Raw genomic sequence first — 21,301 nt, 5'->3', positions numbered from 1 at the left:
TTTATCCTCCTTTTTCCCCGAATGGCGTACCTACATCCATGCCTGTATTCAAAATCTTTGTCTCGACGACGACCTCAAACCGGCTTTCGGCAAAACGCTCGTTCCAGCTTGGCTTCCACCGTTTCCATAATGACGGGTTTTTCCTGTAGATTTGATTTCCGATTCCGATTGCATCCATTCTTTCTTTCTGTAGCAACTGTGTTACTTTCAGAATATCGCGTTTAACAAGCTCATTGATTTTGTTTTCGATTTGTCTTCCCTCTTCTATAGATTTAAGGGAAGAACAACGGAGTTCTCCAACCGCACCTTTAATTTTGGTTAATACATGGATAGTAACTTCATTTTCTTTGATTGAAGTAGTTACCTTTGTATCTAGGGAATAGATTTCATATGATTCCTTCCTCGTTTTTTTTTCTCCAGTTGTTTCGGTGCAAGGGTATTCCAGAATTCCGGATTTGTATTTGTTGATAAGCATTAATAACGAACCGGTATCTTTCGACGACAATATGCTGCCGGTCAGCTTTCCTTTTTTGAGCAGGGCGATCCCGGCAACGAAAATTTTTTGCGTCGACTGATTTTTGTAAATATAAGGAACCATTGCGACTTCCGATTCGCCTTTCAATTGAATAGCCAGCTCAAACAACGGAACTCTGGATGATTTGGCGGAATACCTAGCTGTGGATTCTTCGATTTTCCGAAACTGCTGGCCGACGGTTTGCTCAATGAACGGCTTGGTATTCAAATAGTCGCCAGCCTCTCCTGCGGCAATTAATGTAAGGACTGTAGCCCGAGGTTCATGATCTCTTGAAAAATAATCGAGAATTTCACTGACGTTTTGTTTCCGGGACAACTGTTCACCAATAAGGATGATCCGCATATGGTCCCATTTTGCTTTACGTCCCAAATGGATGGGGATATCCCGTACCGCCTCAAAGACAGTATCCGCTTCTGTCTGGATATTTATGCTTCTTTGATATGTCTTGTCAGCCCCTCCCATCTTAGTTCCGCCCGTTTCCGTTCCGCCAGTAGGATTATAGAAATGTGTCGTAAGTTTAACCTTTCCTTCCTCGGTCCGATCGATTGCCACCGCTTGTACATATCCGAATTCCGTTAATTCCGATTTATCCCAACAACCAGTCAATAGGGAAAAAGACAACATCGATATGGCAACGTATACGTACGGTCTCATCGCATCTTCTTCCTTCCCCTTGTCTTTTTGTGCAGATGGCGATTTCGTGGAGATTGAAGCAAAACTTTTCGCGGGAAGACAATGAAAATATCCCGTAATTGTTTGATTTCTAGAGGTGCTACTGGCGCCAAATACGGTTGGCCGAGTGAACGCAAAGAGGTGAGATGCAAGAGAGCTGCCAGGAAACCGATCATGATTCCAAGTCCCCCCAATGTTGCCGCGAGAACCATGAGAGGAAATCTTAAAACGCGGATGGCGATAGCCATACTGTATTGAGGAAGAGCAAAGGAAGCAACTCCGGTTAAGGCAACGACAATGACCATAACCGGTGAAGCGATTTTAGCTTGGATAGCAGCCTGGCCGATAACGAGCGCCCCGACGATGCTGACAGCCGAGCCGACTGGCCGAGGCAGACGAATCCCGGCTTCTCGCAGCAATTCAAAGAAAAACTCCATAATGAGCCCTTCCACAAAAGCTGGAAATGGGATCCCTTCGCGCGTTTCAAGAATCGTTAGCAACAGAACAGTCGGAATCAACTCGGAGTGGAAGGTGGTTAAGGCAATATACATACTTGGCAGCAAAAGTGCGATGGAGAGCGCTCCGATCCTGAGCAGTCGGATTAACGATGAAAATATGGTTCTGTTGTAATAATCCTCGCTACTCGTAAAAAATTCGAAGAAAAGCCCCGGACAAATTAATATTGTCGGCGTGCCGTTCACCATTACGATAATTTTCCCGTCGAGCAAGGCAGCAATAGCTGTATCCGGCCGTTCCGTATAGCGAACTTGGGGAAAGGGGGAATAGGTAGACTCCCCGATCCATTCCTCTAAATAAGATGTTTCCAATATTTCTTCCTTGTCGATGTCCGATATCCGCCGCTTGAATTCCGTTAATGTCTCCGGATTGACGGCTCCGTCTAAATAACCGAAAGCGATCTTCCTTCTACTTTCCTCTCCTGCTGTTAAATAATCGAGTTTGAGTCGCGGGGATTTTAGCAAATTTCGAATTATCCCGATGTTACTATCAAGGTCCTCGATCGTACTCAGATGAGGACCTTGTACGACAGGCTCCGTGATGGGCTCAGTAATCTGACGATGCATAATCCCAAGTGTTTTATAACTAAGCGCGTTATTCCACTTGTTAAAGAAGATGACGAGGTCCCCGTCCAAAATATGCAGAATAGCTTGGTCGAAGTGATCAACAATTCTTGCCGATTGTGCTGATATTCCGTTATTAGAAAAAAATAATATTACATCATCGAGAGTAATCGTTGTTGCTGGCCCGACTTCATGTGTGACCAGATCCTGCAGAGACTCTTTCATATAATTTACACTTTTTTCTTGAACCAGGGTATCGAAATAAACGGAGAATGCCGTTTGTTCCAGTCCTTCGCCATAGCCCCAATGGAGAATCGTCAGATCATTGCAACCGATAAACGTCTCCTTAATCCGTTTCAGATTGTCCTCCAAGTTTGGCGAAATCGGAATGTTGACTATGTCTTCCTGCTTCAGAATATCGTCTGTGTGATTTTCGAATAAATAGTTAGGCAATCTAATCTTATTCAAAAAATGTTTCCTCATCAGAACATATAATCCCCCTACGGCATTCATTTATCAGTTATTATTCCAAATAACGGAATTTGTATTCATAGTACGCTGATATGAGTCTTGAACGGATAAACATTCAAACTGAGAAAGCCGTAAGAAGAATTCTTGAAAGTATCTATGAGGACGGATTCAGACCAAACAGTAGTTGTCACACTGCGCTTGATCAAGTTCAAAAGACATTCCTTGATTCATTCCTTTTGGAATACCATACGTCATATGGTTGTCATAATATACCTCTGTTTGAGTTCGTCATGACATAGTAACACTATTCAAATTTATGGAAAATGACCTTAATTCCCAACTCCAGATCTTCAATCATATCCTGTAACTCAGGAATCAGTGTTAGGATTTTTTTGTAGTTATGTAGCTGCTGTTTCGCGATACCAAGTTCAAGAGCAATATCGGTTTGCGTTTTTTGCTGAGTCAAATACCAGCAATTCATATGTATGTAATTGCTTAAATATACAATGCACCCCCAATTTTTATTGGCTGAACCTGGCTGGTCCTCTCCAATAACTATTTTGGGAGTGCATCTATTGTAGCTCTTTTTCATTCCGTTTTATTTATGTTTAAGCACCTCCAATGGTAACTTGAGGCTTAATATCGTGGTGGTGGTTAAAGGCTTGGTCTGGCACAGTAACAATAAACAAAAAACTAGCCGCGATAATCAGAAGAGCTACCTTTTTCAACATTATCTAACCACACCTTTTCAATAAGATTTAAAAACTTCGCTTTGGTTTCGGTAACCGCATACTCACGAAAATGTAAAAACAGACCCATACAATTTATAAAATAAGTCTCATTATTCAGTATATGATAACTTTCCATTGAATACATCAAATGTTTAAAACCATCAATATAGGAACCTTGATGTAAATAATAATAAGCTAATTCGTAACCAAACCACGCGATATAGTCCGGTATCACCTGTTTGGTGTACATATCATCGGATGAGGAATGCTCAGAAAACGAATTAATCTTCGTATCAAACCGTTGAAGTATATCATCCACTTCTAATTCAAATCGGTTTGCTGCAATTACAACATTCAACAATTTGGAGATCTCCTCTTGTTCGTTAGAGCCTGATGTTGCTGCAATATATTCAACATAATCTCGAAGCACACTTATATCTCCTGACAGCAGCTTGTATACGTAAGTATTACCTTCTGCCCATTGTTGGAACAAACCAATCCAGTGTTGGGTTTTTTCGTCAGTCTCTTTGACCCAATCTAAATTAGTGTAGGTGTATGTATAATCTAGAGCTTGTTGATAATCGCCTTGCGCTTCACATACACTGGCACACAGTAAATCAGCATAGGTGATGTAAACAAACATGGGGCGACTTAGCCTTTTAGAGCACTCATCATACTCTCGGCTGTCCTGTTGGTGTTTCATCGAATATTGAATTTCCGCTTTAGCCCTCATTTTTCTTGCCATTTCATCAACTTTGTCCCATTTACGCAAAGACCTGTACACGTTTGCCAAATCCTTCAATGCGTCAAGCTGATCTATTTCATCCAGACGTTCAACAAACGCTTCAAATACCGCTGAGGCCCTGAGATTTCCGCTTTGATCGTTTCCAATCTGAATCGTGAATATACGATATTGACAAATGGCTAAGCGTTCGGAATGTTGATACTTTTCCGCTTCAGCTACGCCCTCATAGAGCAGTAGTGCGGCAGCAGGTTGTCCCTGTGCAAATAGGGTCTCCGCAATGTCAAATAATTTGGGCGAATAGAGTAGATTGTCCATGATGGCTCCTACCACTCGACGGATCGCATCCAGCTTGTCCAGCTCTGCGCAACGATATAGCAGCCGCTCAATTCGACGCATATTCGGGGGGAAATCGATGATGTAGTTTTCTATAAACAAGTCGTAAAAGTAGCCTTCCGCTAAACCCATAGCCTCAGTAATTCGATCAAGCTGGTTAACAGACATAGACTTATTTCCTGTCACAATACTACTTACTATTCCCCGATTCATGCCTGCAATATGTCCAAATTGCGTCAGACTCAAACCCTCTTGTTTTAAGTATCTGTCTAATTCTGCTCGTATCGTAGGTGTGATTTCCATGGATAAACCACCCTTTCAGCATAAACTTATCATTTGATGCATAGTTAAATAAACTATGGAATTGGAAAACAAGCAGTAATATAATAGTCTGTTCGCTCATAATTGTACCATTTTTTAGAATAAAATCATATCCCTTTCAGATTTATGATCAAGATACCTTTTTGAATAGCATTAAAAGCCTGTACATGGGGCAGTTCTTCAAGGCTATATAGTAAACAATGATTTCTTATGTTTGTTTGCATATCATTACGTATACGTCATAAGAGGATGAAATAATCTCACAAGAAACAAAATACTGATTACATCCGCAGCACTCCTGTAAGAATGTTGCGGATGCATTCCTTCCAGTCCCTTCTGAGGTTGAATCACCAACCGTTAATTAATTTCTAAATAGTCCACGTATGCATCCCAAGTCCCGTTATCGGTAGTTACGATCAGTTTAACCTCTTGATTTCCGGTTGCATGGGTGATATTGGATAAGGTTTGGACCGTCGGCGTAGTTCCGGTAAAATAAAATGAACCAACTGTGGTTCCTCCTATTTGCAAGTCTACTCTGGCGGTGCTTGAATTATTGGAAGAGCCCCTGACTGAAATACTATGGGTGGAGCTGGCAAAGTACTGAGTGTATGCACAATAATCATTATTTGCATATAAAGCGACCCCATTGAAAGGAGAACTGATCTTCCCAGCGTAAGTACCGCCAAGGGTCATATTCTCGGTTTCAACCCTTGTTCCAGTAGTATTGGGTGTAAACTGCCAGTAATCAATATTAAATAGATTACTAGTCCCTGTTCCGGTAAAGACTAAGAAAACCTTGTGAACACCGGTTGCATTACTTACAGTGGTTTCTATTTCCTTCCATGTTTGTGCTCCTCCAGTAGAACTGACATTAAGAGTTCCAACAAGAGTACCCGTGGCACTGTCCAGACGTATTTCTATTTTGCCGCCTACATTGGATGCTACATTTGCTTTAAATGTCTTGGCTCCGCCGGAACCAAAGTCAGCGTTTCCTACAGCAATCCAATCACCATTGTGTATATTGGTCACATCAAGATTATTTGTTGGTCCGCCTGCTGCCTGACTTACCTCAGTTGTAATCCCTGCATTCCATCCGATCGTTTCAGCCTCAGTCCTATTGTATGGATTAAGATTGGCTATCTGAGATACACCTGCCATATCTCCCTGTACCTCTTGTATTGTTCCATCAGCATTATGCACAAGCTTATTGATATGCGGGGAACGGTATCCTTTTCCAGCTCCCAATACAGCCTTGCTGACCGTTTGGGCGTGGTACACTACATACCATTGGTTATTAAAGTTAAACACAGCATGATGGTTATTTCCACCAACTCCAAAAAATGTAGATGGATTTTTCAGAAAATGCCCTTTATAAGTAAAGGGCCCCATAGGACTGTTGCTCACCATGTAGCCGATTTCACCTGCTGGATAATTTGACGGGTGTGTACCGGAAAAATTAATACAATAAGAGTAATAATATTTGCCGTTATACTTATGAATTCCAGAATCTTCAAACATGTAAGGAGCATCAATGGTTACTGCACTTCCAACAATGCTAGTCATATCAGCGCCCAGTTTTAAAACTCTGGCTGTTTTAGGATTTGCAATTGACGCTGGGTCCGAGGTATTGGGTATACCTCCACCAGCATACAGATATCCTGTTCCATCATCATCCACCAATACCGCCGGGTCAAAAAGCCACGTAACTCCGGACATTCCAGCTGTGCTTTGTGTAACAAGAGCTTTTCCGAGCGGGTCTTTCCACGGCCCTATCGGAGTGTCTGCAGTTAGCACACCAATACCTGAGGCACCATTTGCGAAATAAAGGAAGAATTTATCCTTACCGTTTATATTTTTATGTGCAACCGACGGAGCCCATGAGAGTGATGCCCATTTTGCAATGCCAGTTCCATTATTTGCATTATTGTATCCTGCGACCGGAATTGCACCGTGGTCTGTCCAGTTCACCATATCAGCAGAAGATATGACGTTTATTTTATTAAGTGCACTAAAATCATTATCTTTAATTGTTCCGTCACTATTATAGACATACGCATCGCTTGACATATAGATATAAACCCTTCCATTATAGACTAGCGCAAAGGGATCAGCTCCCAATTTATGGTCTATCAGAGGATTTGAATTTCCAGGGAGTTTCGCAATTGCACTGTTAGCAGCATGAACAGACATCATTGGTAAACAGCTCAGCAATAATGTAAAAGCTAATATAAACACCGAAAGCTTTTTAATCATAAACGTATTACCTCCATTTTTTATTTATCAGTCTATTTAAAGTTACATTTTCAGAAGACACGATGGTCCACTTTCATTTGAAAACGCTTTCAGTATTTCGGGTATCTTTTGGATACCCGTACCTTAAGTTTTCCGATGAGAAAGCCATAGCGGGTTTCTTTCACGCTGAATATCATATGAATTACTGGAAGTGATGCTATGTCGTTGGAAAGCAAAAAAGAATGATTCTGAGCCAACAAGAAGAAAAAAGCTTTTTTTGAGTTGGGGAATAATCAGAGGAACAATTCTTTGTATAATTTTTTTCCTTCACCCTCTTCCTGCGTCATCTGCACAATTTTGTTGAGCTTTTCCCTGCTCGCTAGCTCCATTTAATCCAGTGGTACTTCCATGTGCTGCTAAAGCTAGCGCCTCAATTAAATGTGTTGTTTATATTTTTTTGCTTGATCTAAAACCTATTTAAAGCGACTATGCAAAAATTCACTCCTTTTAAGGTAAGGAATGGGCCTGTAAAATATTGATCTATCTGAAACTCTATCTCCCCCAACTAGTACCTCAATGCTTTTCAAAACCAAAAAAGCGGCCCTACATGGGCCACTTCTATAGTCCACTTGAAATATATAAAAGATTCTTTATATCTATAATCAATCCGAAATAAATATGGCTCACAGAACCAATTTTATTTCTTTAGCAAGTTCAGACAGCTTTTGGTTTCTAAGATGCTCATCCATTTTGCTCTCCGCTGAAACCATTACTTTTTGAATCAAGCATTCTGCTTCATGGTTCATAGAACAATCGAACAAAGAAGTTGTGCCTTCAATCGCATGAATGACATCTAGAAACGAAATATCCTCCCAGTTCCGCTTCAATCTATAACCTCCATTGGCACCTGAAGTGGATTCAATCATTCCCGCCTTGACCAGCTTGGTCAGTATTTTAGACAAGTAAGTAGGTGAAACCCCTTGCCGATCCGCTAACTGTTGTACACCAACAGGCTTATTATTAGGAGTTAATACTACTAAAAAGAGCATGGTGTGAAGGGCATAGTTCGTCGCTTTAGAATACTTCATGTTCGGTGGTTCACCTCAATTCAGGATCTAATCTATATATAATATCTTTTATAATGCAGTATCGTCAACTTTCGAATGCTCCGACAGACACAAGGAAAAGACAAAGTCAATCCCTGAAATAAGCAAGGCACCTCCTATTACTTTAGCTGATTAAAAATATATTCTTGCATTTGATCTAAAAGAAGAATGATGTTAGTATCTTTGCCATTTCTCAAAACCCAATGGATAGACATCATTGAGTTAGCAGCATATAGTTCTGTTAAAAACTCCAATGCGATCGACGTTGAATATTTCTGTTGCTTTAAATAATCTAAGCAAGTCCTAAACAAAATTTGTTCAAATTCCTTACGTAGATCTGCATTTACTTCATGAACGGCTAACAATGTTGAAATCTCGAACTTTTTTGTAATCATTTTATCGGTTACAAGTTCTATGGCATTTGCTACCTTCCCCTCTTCCATTGCTTCAAAACGATGTTCAACCTCAACTTTAAAATCAGAAGCATACTGTTTAACTATTTTTTCTAGCAAGTCGTACTTATCCAAATAATGACTATAAAAAGTAGAACGTCCGATAAGAGCTTGATCACAAATTTTTTTGATCGTAATATCTTTAAAATCATTTTGCTGGAGTAATTCAATTAAGGCTCGTTCAATAGCCATTTTTGTTTTGTAAATTCTGATATCTTCATTCATTTAACCACTTGCTCCTTATGTGTAAGTTTTCGAATACTTCATATATATCGTGTAAGATATCCTACAGATGATACGATACTAATTATTTTTTATGTAGTAACTATACTCTATAGTAAACACATACCCGAATCGAAGGAGGAAAATTATATGTTTAAGCAATATGTAAATAACGAACAATTTAATCTTCAAATTAATCGTTTTATCAATGATTATTACCAAGAAGATGATCGAACCGAAGCTGATTTGGAAAAAATCATTCCGAAATTAATTGATACCCATAGCTGGTATGCAGCCTGGCTGGATTCAGCAAAGAAACGCGAAGAAAGTGAGGATTATGACTTAGCCTCAGCTTACTATCAAGCTGCCGAATTTTATCTTGCACCCACCGATCCCAATAAAATAAAAATGTATCAAAGATATAGAGAAACATTCTATAGAAGCTTTCATGAATTTGAGTATGAATCCTACAAGATTCCCTATGAAGACTCCTATCTGCCTGCTGTAAAATTATTGACACCTGGAGCTACAAAAACATTACTTGTTTTTGGTGGGTATGATTCCTACATGGAAGAGATGCTTAAAATGATGAAATTCATGAAAGGAATTGATTACAATATTATTGTATTTGATGGTCCTGGACAAGGAACTGCATTAAAAAACGGTCTTAAATTCATTCACAACTGGGAAAAGCCAATATCAACGGTGATTGATTATTTCCAATTAGATCGTGTAAGCCTCGTAGGTGCTTCTTGGGGAGGGTATTTGGCTATGCGGGCAGCAGCTTTCGAAAAGAGAATCGATAAAGTAGTTGCTTTCAACATTTTCTATTGTGGCTTAGATGCATTAAAAATGGGTATGCCAGAAGAAACGTATCAGAGTATGATGCAGCTAGTCGATCGTAATGAAGTGGATCAAGTGAATTCATTATTCGAAAAGATGATGTCTCACAATATTGATTTACATTGGAAGATTACCAAAGGAATGGAAAACACTGGTGAAGCAACACCTTTTGATCTTATTAGAAATTTCGAAAAGCACACGATGCACGGCATTGGAGCATTCATTAATCAAGATGTTCTTTTATTAGCAGGAGAAGATGATCAATATGTACCTATTAGCCGACTCGCACAAATTCAACAAGAATTAATCAATGCGGCTTCTATTACAACCAAAGTATTTACTAAAGAAACGGGTGGTGAACAACACTGTCAAGCAGGTCACAGGGAGCTAGCATTTAATGAAATGAGGAAATTCCTATAACAATATTTATAAACAATTTGATATAAGTCCCAAAACCATGGTTGAGAATTTTGGGCTCACCAAAAAACAATATGGGCATATGCTAGTGTATTCTTGCTGGAAAAAAGGAGGAGTAATAATTGGCATATAGTTATTATCCGAAATCGTCTTATATGCACAATTTAAAACATGAAACATTAGCAGTAGTGGAGCCTTGGGTAAAAAATGGTTTGTGGGAAGCACAGACCATTTCTACGGAGCATGCTTTAAGAGAGGCGGCAGCAGTTTCCTACCTCATAGGAAGAGGATATCAACCGCAACATGCTCATCAAATTGTGGAATCGTGGTGGCATCATTAATAAAATAGGAATGTACAAATGGATCACCTATGCGGTCCATTTTAACTTTAAAATAAAAGCGATCATGCATACTAAGCATGGTCGCTTTGTTTTTTTCGACAATCGCTTTTCGACAATCACTATTCTTATTCTACAAAAAGCAATGTTAAGCTATCGCCGCTCCTTCCAACTCTACACTTACTTAAAGAAAGAATTGCAAGCAATCAAAATAATGATAACTCCGCTTAAGACCGTGCTGAACTGACCTAATGTAAAAGAGCCGATGCGAATCGCCGACAATTTTTGTCCCAGGATCATACCTAGCCAGACCGTGATATAACTGCCGATTGCCGCAGTCAGAGAGATCGCAAGTGGTGACATTCCCATCAGGCCTGCACCGATCCCATTCGTAACAGCATTAGCGGCAAGTGCAACCCCCAGCACCACTGCCTCAAGGTACCCTATAGAGCCTGATTTGTCTTTATCCACGGTTTCGGGGTTTTGCAGAATTCCTTCGAGTGATCCGCCCGACGCAGCCTCCATGGCTTCTTCACCGTCCTGGCTGGATTCCTGCTTCTTACGCGGTACTGCCAGCAGAATGATGCGGGCACCGACAATGAATAGCAATAACGCTCCAATCAGGAAGGGTAATACGCCCGGAAGAATCTTCGCCAGCCACTGACCGGATATGATCCCTATCATGCTAAGAATAAAACAGATAACCGCAATGATTAAATTTGATAAATAGTTAATACGAATACCCCGAATCCCATAAGATATTCCAACACCCAAATTATCCAGACTGGATGATATGGCAAAGCCAAAAATTACAAGCCAAGCAGCCATGGGGTTCTCACTCCTTGTTGTCAGTTTACAGTCATACTATTGAGCATATTGCAAAAAGGTGCTCATCATTTCTAAAAATGTTGAGATTCCCTCAACATTTGATTCAACACCAACACAAGGTGAGGTGAACTGCAAATGTCTGATGAGAAGAGAAGCGCCACACTGGGCGAGATACTGCTCTCCTTGCTGAAAGAACGTTCTTTATCTATGCGAAAGCTAGGCGCCGCTACTGGCATTGATACGGCCACGATATCGCGGATCGTTAACGGGAAGCAAAGAGCCAAGCCTGAACATCTGGAAGCTTTTGCCCTTCATCTTGATGTTCCTTCCGCTTCACTCTTCCAAGCTGCTGGTTATGGTGTCCCCGCTCCCCCTATTCACCAGAACCAGTCGAACGATATCTACTCCTCCATCAACAGCATTAAAGAAATTCTTCAAGCCTCCAATCTCATGGACCACCAGTTTACTGCCGAGCTGGTTCAGAAAGAACTGAGCAAATACGAACCCTATGTCCTAACCGAAGAAGGGGCGCGGATTATCCACAACGACTTTCACGGTAAAGTAAAAAGCGTCAACGGCGCGGGACCGTTCATTGAGGAGCTCAAGAGAATGTATCAGCTCTACAGTAGCGAAAACATCACCCCGGAGGAGCGCTCGATCCTCGGCAGCGGCTTGTTGTACTTCGTCTCCGCCACAGATATCATCCCCGATTATGTATTTCCATTAGGTTATCTGGATGATGCGATTGCCGTGCAAATCGTATTGGATCGCCTCGAAGATACGAGGAACAACAAGCCCCAACCGTGACCTATGATTGTTGTAGTATGATTGACAGTGCAAGATCTTGTGCATGGGTCGGCAAAGAGAGGCTGTCCCCTGTGCAGAGTTTTTTCTGCAAAGGTTGACAGCCTCTACTTCTTTCTGTTCCTTTTTGTTCCTCATAGGATTGAGAAAAATTATCTATACAGTCACTCAATGGAGAAGTCCATAATATTGTTTATATCTTTTGATCCATTCTTCTTTTGAAAAGTCTTTAAAATCATATGGTTCACATTTCTTTAAATATTCTAAATTAAAGCAGGAGCGATCATGGTTTGAATTGTCAACACTAATTCGGACAATTGGAAAGAATAATAAGGTGTATGTTATTCCTCTTGTTAAATAAGTGACATTTAAAAAAAGCTTACTCCATTTTTATTGAGGAGCAAGCTTAATTCATGGCAGTTTAACTTGGTTCTAATTTATGATTCAAATGTCATTTTATCAGGAAATACTCCGCCTTCTTTAATGAAGCACCGAGCCATTCTCTGCGCTGCCCTGTCAAAATAAAATTTGTTTGAATGATTTGAATCTTGTATAGGCTCAATCTCAGAAAATAACTTAGTATCTTTATTCAATTGGATTTTCCCCATAATTTCTTCTTTTGGGCCATATCTATATACAACCATAGTCTCATCCTCATGTTCTTTATAAAGTAAAACAAATGCTCCCATTCTCAAAATCTCCTCTACTCAATTTCCCATGGACGACCCGACCTTACAGCAGCGTTATGAGCAGTCTCATAGTTTGTTTTAAATATACCTTCAAATCTGGATTCAAACAATTCATGATTAAGTAACTCAATGTCTTTTTCTGTTTGTAGCCCTTTTTGTAATCTATCCCATGCCTGAGCTATCTCATAATCAGAATGGAATCTTCCGTATCCGCTTGATTTTATGTGTTCATTGATAAAAACATGTTCTTTAATTCTCTGGACCCTACTTTCTTTCATTCCAGAGTTTTCTGCTATAGCTTTTACATCACTATCAGAAGTTCTAATCTGATCATACATCTCATCTGCTTCAGCTTCTCTACGAAAATATTCGTCAATGGAAAGTTCGTTTCTTCCACCCGTTTGAATTTCAGACATAGGATCAGATTCTATTGATTTACTCAAACCAGAATTTTTATTGCCTGAATCTTTATACCTAACCGACGACTTCAATCCAATTTTCGGTTTAATTAATGAACTGACTCCCCAAATAGTCCTGCTGTACCAATCAAATTTGCCATATGTTCCTTTGACCATGCATTGGTGGGATTAAATGCACCCTGAATCATGCCCGTTACTCCAAATGTACCGAAATTGAGCATGTCATTCCATGAATCGTTTTGTTTAGCTGCTCGTTCCATGTACCCTTGATACATTCCTTTTGGAATACCATACGTCATATAATCTAGGAAGCTCCAGACTGAATCGAATTTCTTCTCATAGCGTTCTGAATTAGCGGCTACAAAATCCTGACCCAGTTCAGTTAAACTATCTGCCGATTTCTGAAATGCATTTCGTGTATCTGGAGTAGGAACAGCACACGAATTAGGTGGAGGAGGCAAACAACCTGCGTCAATATTGCCTGCTTCCATCAGATCAGCTAATCTGAATTTATCCGCATGCTGGCGCAATTCTTTTGAAATTGAATCAGTTAGTGTAACAAAGTCAGCCATATTCTTCTGAGATGTTTGGAATCTATAATAGAATTGCTCCTTCGTTATGCCTTCCCAAAATCGTTCCATAAACGAGATATGCTGCGATAATTGACTATTCATTTTCATCACGGTTTGCTGTGCAAGATCAAATTTCTTAGAGACAGTTATAAGTTGTTCAGGTGTCACTTTAATGGTTGTCATAATTTACCTCGGTTTAGGTTCAATTAAGACATAGTAACATTATTCAAATTTATGGAAAACCATCTTTATTACTAATTGTTATATGAATAACACGGATTTATGCCTAAGACTACAGACTTATGTGTTATTAAACAAATGCTGCCTCTAAATCACAATGTAAAGCCTTTTAACTCTACACTTTTCACTTTAAAGCACTGGGATATACCTTAGTTTAAATGATTTTTCCATCAAATATTTCAACCATCGTCAAAGCTCCTGCTTTGTATCCAGAAATATAATCTGAGGCAGATAATATAGAAATTAAAACATCATTTAAATCAGATAGTTCTTCAATTAATTCATAATCGGGTTCCGACAATCTTGCTTTTAGAGTTTTCATAGAAGCAGATATTTTCTGATGGATTAGTTCCAGCTCAGGGTTTTTCGGTCTGGTTCTTTCACTTGGATACCATTTTCCGTAATATAAATCCTCCAAGATACTCATATTCATCTTCTCTTTATTACGCAAACTTCGGATTTGTAGATGGATTTTTTTCTCCAAAAGTGACCGTCAGAGAACGATCACCTTACTTAGCTTCGCAGGGCTTTTCGTCTGAATCAGTTTCTTTAAAACCAATCAGATAAACTAAGACCTCATTATCCGATAGACGAATATATTTTTTATACGGATTTATACTGACTTCTTCGATTCACTTTCACTATCAATCTTGTCTATTAAATATCTTAAACAAAGATATCCAATTCCTACATACGTAAGAAAAGGAGTGATGGCTACTTTAAAAGAAGTGCCAAACAATCCTGCAGTGATACATGCTGAACATAATAAATAAAAAGAAATCCTTGCTTTTGCTTGCTTTAATGTAATGTTATCCTTCGAAATGTGAAACATGAAATAAAGTACTGTAAATAATGCCATTGATAGAAATATTGAATTATAAAATAGCACTTTCCAGTCAAAACTAACTCCAATAATAAATTTGGAGCCTGACATTACAACCCCACACAGCGTAAAGGTAAGAAAAAATGTAACTACAGTTAATCCGTAGAGATACGAAGAGTGACTGAAATTATTAAGAAAACTACTTACTTCATCATTACCTTTTCGAATAAATTTAGGTAGCTTAATCCAAAATGTTTTGAAGGTACCTAGGAATAAAGTAAAGAACATTAGAGTTCCAAATATTCCAGCGAATTTTTCAATGAAAAACTTATTATCTCCAATAACAGCATAAAGTAAAATCATAATCCCAATTATTGTTATAATAATGTCTCCAATCCTTGTCGGAGCGAACCTACCTTTGTTTAAAAACCAGTTGTAATAATAAATTGATTTGTCAAAGAAATCACTAAAAATTTGTTTCAAGCTCTATTCCTCGCATTCATTATAATTCTTATGGGTTATGTTCGTGAAGTTCGTAAATTGCAGAACAAAATTGAATTAAACGAAATTTACTACTTCATAACAAACTCAATCACAGAAAACATCTCATTGATGAGATGTTCTCGTGATTCCCCTAACTAACTGTGGCATATTTTCTTGTCATGCCCTGTTGAGCGCTACTCTCTTCACGGTATCTGTTCACTAGATTTTGAAGCACACCGAAGTGGTGTAGCGATTCCTTAATCTATTGGACTTGCTGTTTATTGTCATTAAAACATCTATCTTTCACGGCTTTTTTTAAAGTTTTGCTGAATACTTTACCAATGTCTGAGAAAGTAGCAAGAGGATGAAAAGAAGGCAACCCTAATGTAAAGTCAAGTCTACCTTATATTAAATTAATAATCCATCAATGATTGGCTAATCTGGCGAGTTGCCCCAATTCGATTCTCAAACATAATATCCCAAGTATTCAAGCATTCTTCTTGTAACAATGAGGAATTTTGCGTAGCCTCAAATAATACTGTAAGGAGTTTAGACAATTCATTTGCAAATCCGTACTGATTTTCAATGAAATTATCTGCTCTTTTACATATTCTATAAACAATACTTTTACACATTTTAACTATTGAACTCTCGAGTCCTTTAATTGAAGAACTACCCTCGTTTATTAGATCGATAAAGCGATGTATTGTATAACTTTCGCTGCTTGAACTTACCAAATCCATTATAAAATCCGCATCCTCTTCAAGATTAACTGATTTTTCATTTAAAATCCTAGAAAAAATTCTAGAATCAATCTCTTTATCATCTAAAAAAAATAATATTATTCTCTGACATTTAGAATGAAAAGTACTATATTTTATAAGGACAATTGCCAACTCAACAATACCTTTTTTCTGTGATTTTGTTTTAATACCATTGTTAAATATAATATCTTCAAAATATCCATATAATATATTCATGTTTGCAATATGTCTTCCGCCAAGTTCTGAAACATCTTCAAAGCCTGATTCATACATTGAAATTATTATATCTTGCACTTTTTTTTCATCTGTCTCTACTAGATTGTAAAATAAATTATAAACATTTGGATGCCCAGCAACTCTAATATCTTTTTGAACTAATGAAAAGAACCAATTTACAGCTATATCCCTTTCTATGTTCATTATGGGAAGTATACATTCAATAGCAGCCATGTTAACAGCTATATGTTCGTCATTAACGATAGCCTTTATTGTTTCTTTAAGCTTCATGTAATTATTTAAATTCTCCCATAACAAAGCTGCAATAGCTCTAGTTGCAGAACCACGAATACAATTCATAGAGTTTGTAACCAACAAATTAATGGTTTTTCCCTCTTTGTCTTCAGAAGATTGAACATTCAATTTTCCTTCTTCTGGATTTTCATGGTACTTAGCTAAATTACATATTAACTCTAGAACTTCATTGCTCCAGTTCTCAGATGCTCTTCTTTCAATTGCTCTGCAAAAAGCTGATACTACATTAATTTCGTCTCTATCAGAAAACTTTATAAAAAGCTGCTGTGCTAATTCAATAGAAACTGGCTTCCAAGTATCAACCTGAATACTCTCACCCTCTGGTTCCGTTATTTGAATTAAATTAAAGATAGCTCGGATATAATAATTATCTACATTGTTATCGAACTTAAGTGCCAATTTAGCTATTCTATTAGGATTTTTCTTTCCAATCCGTTCTAAATCTTTTGAAAATTGTTCTGGGTTAGATTCCAAAATTCCATCTTTCCCCGAGATAAATCTTCCAAAATCATTTCGCTTTTTACTTTTTATTATCTTTAACCACTGCTTGTCATTAAGCAGTTCTGCATTAGAACCAATAGTTGATCCAACCCATCCACCGGTTATTTGGGAACGTTTATTGTAAGACTCATTGTTAGCAAATCTTCTATTTAACACATTTATCAATTCAATTGTTTGCACTGAAGTTCTATCAGCGTCTAGAACTGGTAGCAATTCATACTGCACAGTTCCCCAGTAAGGAAAATAGGATATATATTTTTCTTTAGATTTTCTACGTTCTTTGTTCTCATTAAAACGAAATTGAGCATATCTAAACTCGTCTTCCGAATGAAAATAATACAACTCTGTTTCAAGTTTTTTAAACACTTCAGATGAACAATTAGAAGAATGTTTTTCGATAATATTTTTTGCAGATTGTAAATAATCATCATTTTCTCCAGTATAATTAAATATACGTTTTTGAATATCGCCCATTAACCATTTAATGGCGTAATCAGAGAATTCAAGAGGGAGAGACTCCATAACAAAAAGCAGGATTTCATTTACAATTAAAGACTTATTATTAAAATATTCCTCGCAAGAATTCAAAAATTCTGTTGTATTTAAATTTATTAAAATCTGGGCTGATTTTTTAATAATACTAACATAAACTCTTCCAGAATTATTTTGTCTATATTTTTTGTATTCCCACTGCTCTAATTTCTCGTCATAAATATCTTCCACATTAAAAGTTTTTTCTGATAAATATGACATAGATTTCTTCCAAATAACCCAAGGATTATCGGAAAGAGAAGTGTTGAGAGCTTCTGCATACTTCTCATTTAAATCATGTATTATCGTTCTACCACTCCCCACTAAGAAATTTAACATTCGAATGCTTCTTTCGGGATTTTTTATAATTTTTTCCCAAGTTATATAATCAATCCCCAATTCCTTGCGATATTCAAACAACTTCATCCTTAAATCAAACATTGCATCTGAATCATCTTCAATATCCCAGCATAAACAAGAATATATTTTTTGATCTAATTCCAAATTTTCAAACGCTAGTGGTAAAACTAACTCTGTAAGCTCATCCTGTAATTCTCTATTTACTGAACGAAGTAACAAAAAAGCAGAATCTCTACTTTCGGTAGAACCAATCATTTTTTTTATATAACCATTTTTAATTAGAAACTTAATATATATGGAATGACCTATAAGAACAGCATCAAAGATATGATTTTTCCAGTAATCATTCTCCAGAAACTTAAGTATAAATGATTGAATAGCACTGTTAACTTCTTTTGCTTGTCCTAAAACTTCCAAAAAGACATACTTGATATAAAAACGAATATCTTCATTCTCAAGCATTTGTTCACCAAAATTTATAAATTTATCAATATCATCATCCAGTAAATTTTCAAAAAGCATCTGTACTTGATATCTTTTCATCGGGGTTTGCCTAGGTTTTTGCCCAATTACATTCAATACTGTTTCGCCGTCATATACTTTATATAGCATTTTTTCCATAGAAAAGTAGTCGTAGAAACTTTGATGAACAAACCCTACCATTCTTCCATTTAGAAGTAGCATTCCGTTTGAAAGTAATAAGTCTTTAGCCAACATTGAACAATTACTTAGTAAATAATCTGGAACAGTTAGACTCCCCGTTGTTTCAATATGATTAACTATTGTATCCTTTAGCCTATTCAATTCTTCGGTGGTAACATTCTTTGATTCGCAAAGTTCTCTTAACTGGTCCCACCACTGTTTAATTAGTTCACTGGAAGATGTATACATATTTCTTTTTCTTTCTTCATCCAAATTACTCCATATATACAGATTACTTGGAGTTGTTAATAAGACCTTTAGCTTACTCGGAAAATTATCATATTCATTTCCGATTATTTGTTTTGCTTGATCCTTATAAATTTCTTTAAGCTCTAACTCTTTCCATACTGTTTTTATATTTTCAGTGTTTAAAAATAAAGATTTTATTCCCCTATCATTTTGGAAATCAAATGTACGGCATACAAGTAATAATTTAATTTTTTTTTGTCTATTTTCATTTATGAGCTCAGTTTCTCTGATCATTTCTTTGCACACATCTAGAGCTGCGCCTGAATGATTATTTGTCCAACGTATTGCATCTAGTTGATCTAAGATCAAAACAGCCTCGTTATCTTTTGCAATAGCATCCAAACAAAGTATAGGTGATGCCGGTAAACCTAATCCTTCCCCAAATTGCTCAGCATTATTGAATAAAACCTTCCTATCCAACTTTATTGCTAAATGGATTATATTTTTTTTCTTAAGATTATTGATAATTTCTGAGATACAGCCACTTTTACCGATACCTGCTTTTCCATGCAACATAATTGATTTATTGCTCAATATCTCTTCTATACAAATTTCACTTTCTCTTCTGTAAATAAGCGAATTATTTATTGGCAAAAAAGATGCTCTAAACTCTTTGTTCAATTCCTCTATCCTAGGAAGAATTCTATTATCTTTATATAACTTTCTTATTGTAATATCAGGTCTACAAGTTAAATAGTTATTTAACATGTAGCCAGTAATTTCAGAACCTAGCTTATCGTTTTCTTCAGCATACTTTATGAGCAAACTATAGATAGCTTCATGGTCTCCAACATAAAGAAATTTCAGACTATCCATAAGATTTTTTTTTGTATAAGTATCATCAGGAAATTGTATAAATTCAATTCTCTTCAATAATTCGAACGCTGCGCTTCGTTCACTAATTTCTTGAATATTTAAACCTAAATATCCGACAAAACTGGTAAAAGATTTTTTCACTTCTTTTCCACTATCACTGTTATTTATTTGATATTTATAAAAATCTTCTGAAGTACCATTTGAGTTCTTAGCTCTGATGGTTAGATCATTCATCATCATACAACTAACTGCTGAAACAAATTGATAAGAGCTGTTCTCGTAAGCCTCCAACTGTTTCTTTACCGTTTTAAAAATTCCTCTTGCAGCCAAATCACTTAGATCCCAAAACTCTTTACTTGCATTTCTCGCTTTACACTGATGATATTCTCGACTACCGTCTTTATTTTTTATTCTAAGATCAACGCCTTGTTCTTCGTTACCAATTGGCTCAATAATAACAGAACTTATTTCTTCGTTTAGCAATCTTATTAATTGTTTTACAATCCACCGACCTTCATACCTATTTCCCAACTTATCAGCTCGTCCACCTTTTTCAAATGGCATACTATCCCCCCTAATGCCTACACTAAACCGTTTAAGAATAAAACTATCAATATAATCATTATATTACACCGTGCTAAAAACCGATAAAAACTTCTGGAAATTTCTCTAGAGTTTCTCAAATCTATCTGATTCGCTTCCAATATTTAATTTGTCCACATTCGTAAATATTTTTTGTAATGGTACTATTTCAAAAATACTTATTTTCTTCTCCCTCTCATCTAAATGAAAAACCTCCCGAATAATTAGCGAAATAATCGCTAAAAATAAATAGCGATTATTTCGCTGGGATATTCTTGGTTTGGAGGTGAGTAAAATGTACCAAAGAATCCGAGATTTGCGTGAAGATAGAGATTTGACTCAAACAAAAATGGCTGAATATTTGAATTGCAGTCAGCGAATATATAGCAATTACGAACGTGGTGACGTCGACATTCCCACGAGGATTCTAATCAAACTGGCTGATTTCCATAATACAAGCATAGACTACTTGTTAAACAGAACGAAGCAAAAAAAGCCTTATCCTGCAGAATAGCCCTTTTAGCAATGAAAAAGGTAACTCCATATAAAGGAGCTACCTTTCAAAGATTTTTCTAGTTTATTCTTTTATTCTTCTGTATTGTGCCTATATTATGCCTTCTTTCCCGTCAAATACTTCAATCATCATTAGTGCTCCCATTTTATAACCCTCTATATAAGCGGAAGCGGACAATAAGGAAATTAAAACATCTTGTAAATCCGAAAGTTCTTCAATTAATTTGTAATCCTGTTCTAACAATTTTGTTTTGAGGACTTCCTCAGCATCGGCTATTCTCTGAGAGACCAGTTCGAACTCAGTGTCTTTCGAATTAATTCGTTCACTTGGGTTACATTTTCCGTAATAAAAGTTCTCCAAGATACTCATGATCTACTCCTTCTTGATATGTATTAT

17 protein-coding genes and 1 pseudogene are annotated in these 21,301 nt (G+C 37.1%); 4 read left to right on the top strand and 14 right to left on the bottom strand.

The window, feature by feature from the left end; all coding sequences use genetic code 11:
• Position 1 precedes the first annotated feature (1 nt).
• From WG8_RS11970 to WG8_RS11940, 6 genes are all read right to left on the bottom strand, one after another.
• Positions 2-1,189 carry a Ger(x)C family spore germination protein gene (locus tag WG8_RS11970; protein ID WP_007430436.1) on the bottom strand — a complete coding sequence of 396 codons (1,188 nt, stop codon included), beginning with the start codon at positions 1,187-1,189 and terminating at the stop codon, positions 2-4.
• Positions 1,186-2,769: a spore germination protein gene (locus tag WG8_RS11965; RefSeq protein ID WP_007430435.1), complete on the bottom strand. Its 1,584-nt coding sequence runs from the start codon at positions 2,767-2,769 to the stop codon at positions 1,186-1,188. The genes WG8_RS11970 and WG8_RS11965 overlap by 4 nt, the downstream gene beginning before the upstream one ends.
• A 681-nt stretch (positions 2,770-3,450) precedes the next feature.
• Positions 3,451-4,869 carry a helix-turn-helix transcriptional regulator gene (locus WG8_RS11955; protein ID WP_007430434.1) on the bottom strand — a complete coding sequence of 473 codons (1,419 nt, stop codon included), beginning with the start codon at positions 4,867-4,869 and terminating at the stop codon, positions 3,451-3,453.
• Between the two features lie 375 nt (positions 4,870-5,244).
• Positions 5,245-7,140 carry a carbohydrate-binding protein gene (locus tag WG8_RS11950; protein WP_043891006.1) on the bottom strand — a complete coding sequence of 632 codons (1,896 nt, stop codon included), beginning with the start codon at positions 7,138-7,140 and terminating at the stop codon, positions 5,245-5,247.
• A gap of 662 nt (positions 7,141-7,802) precedes the next feature.
• Positions 7,803-8,207, bottom strand: coding sequence for an Rrf2 family transcriptional regulator (locus tag WG8_RS11945; protein WP_007430432.1), 405 nt, complete (start codon positions 8,205-8,207; stop codon positions 7,803-7,805).
• Between the two features lie 137 nt (positions 8,208-8,344).
• Positions 8,345-8,902, bottom strand: a complete 558-nt coding sequence (locus WG8_RS11940) for a TetR/AcrR family transcriptional regulator (RefSeq protein WP_007430431.1) — start codon at positions 8,900-8,902, stop codon at positions 8,345-8,347.
• Positions 8,903-9,049: 147 nt separating this feature from the next.
• Here WG8_RS11940 and WG8_RS11935 point away from each other — a divergent pair, with 147 nt between their 5' ends.
• A complete protein-coding gene (locus WG8_RS11935; RefSeq protein ID WP_007430430.1) occupies positions 9,050-10,162 on the top strand; it encodes an alpha/beta fold hydrolase in 1,113 nt (370 codons plus the stop codon).
• Between the two features lie 119 nt (positions 10,163-10,281).
• The gene (locus WG8_RS11930) at positions 10,282-10,500 is read left to right on the top strand and encodes a hypothetical protein (RefSeq protein WP_007430429.1); all 219 of its coding nucleotides are present in this window, start codon (positions 10,282-10,284) and stop codon (positions 10,498-10,500) included.
• A 177-nt stretch (positions 10,501-10,677) separates the two neighbouring features.
• Here WG8_RS11930 and ytaF read toward each other — a convergent pair whose 3' ends face one another.
• A complete protein-coding gene (gene ytaF / locus WG8_RS11925) occupies positions 10,678-11,325 on the bottom strand; it encodes a sporulation membrane protein YtaF (protein ID WP_007430428.1) in 648 nt (215 codons plus the stop codon).
• A gap of 135 nt (positions 11,326-11,460) precedes the next feature.
• Here ytaF and WG8_RS11920 point away from each other — a divergent pair, with 135 nt between their 5' ends.
• A complete protein-coding gene (locus WG8_RS11920; RefSeq protein WP_007430427.1) occupies positions 11,461-12,132 on the top strand; it encodes a DUF1232 domain-containing protein in 672 nt (223 codons plus the stop codon).
• A gap of 434 nt (positions 12,133-12,566) precedes the next feature.
• Here the strand turns inward: WG8_RS11920 and WG8_RS11915 are convergent, their stop codons facing one another.
• The 6 genes and pseudogenes from WG8_RS11915 to WG8_RS11895 all read right to left on the bottom strand — a co-directional run bounded on the left by WG8_RS11915 (position 12,567) and on the right by WG8_RS11895 (position 20,373).
• Positions 12,567-12,818 (bottom strand): hypothetical protein, encoded by a 252-nt coding sequence (locus WG8_RS11915; RefSeq protein ID WP_043891005.1) that lies wholly within the window; start codon positions 12,816-12,818, stop codon positions 12,567-12,569.
• A gap of 14 nt (positions 12,819-12,832) precedes the next feature.
• Positions 12,833-13,234 (bottom strand): hypothetical protein, encoded by a 402-nt coding sequence (locus tag WG8_RS26515; protein WP_232289089.1) that lies wholly within the window; start codon positions 13,232-13,234, stop codon positions 12,833-12,835.
• 53 nt (positions 13,235-13,287) lie between these two features.
• Positions 13,288-13,992: pseudogene (locus WG8_RS26510) on the bottom strand (WXG100 family type VII secretion target); the annotation flags it as partial.
• A gap of 211 nt (positions 13,993-14,203) precedes the next feature.
• On the bottom strand, positions 14,204-14,476 hold the full coding sequence (locus WG8_RS11905) for a DUF6809 family protein (protein ID WP_043891004.1): 273 nt from the start codon (positions 14,474-14,476) through the stop codon (positions 14,204-14,206).
• 186 nt (positions 14,477-14,662) lie between these two features.
• A complete protein-coding gene (locus tag WG8_RS11900) occupies positions 14,663-15,355 on the bottom strand; it encodes a hypothetical protein (RefSeq protein ID WP_043891003.1) in 693 nt (230 codons plus the stop codon).
• A 413-nt stretch (positions 15,356-15,768) separates the two neighbouring features.
• The gene (locus tag WG8_RS11895) at positions 15,769-20,373 is read right to left on the bottom strand and encodes a hypothetical protein (RefSeq protein WP_043891002.1); all 4,605 of its coding nucleotides are present in this window, start codon (positions 20,371-20,373) and stop codon (positions 15,769-15,771) included.
• Between the two features lie 313 nt (positions 20,374-20,686).
• Between WG8_RS11895 and WG8_RS11890 the strand changes: the two genes are divergently transcribed.
• A complete protein-coding gene (locus WG8_RS11890; protein WP_043891001.1) occupies positions 20,687-20,905 on the top strand; it encodes a helix-turn-helix domain-containing protein in 219 nt (72 codons plus the stop codon).
• A gap of 90 nt (positions 20,906-20,995) precedes the next feature.
• Here WG8_RS11890 and WG8_RS11885 read toward each other — a convergent pair whose 3' ends face one another.
• Positions 20,996-21,274, bottom strand: coding sequence for a DUF6809 family protein (locus WG8_RS11885; protein WP_043891000.1), 279 nt, complete (start codon positions 21,272-21,274; stop codon positions 20,996-20,998).
• Between the last annotated feature and the right edge of the window lie 27 nt (positions 21,275-21,301).

Source organism: Paenibacillus sp. Aloe-11 (assembly GCF_000245715.1).
Classification (GTDB): Bacteria; Bacillota; Bacilli; order Paenibacillales; family Paenibacillaceae; genus Paenibacillus; species Paenibacillus kribbensis.
Note: the sequence above shows the minus strand (reverse complement) of the source record. Positions and strands in the feature narration are given on the sequence as shown.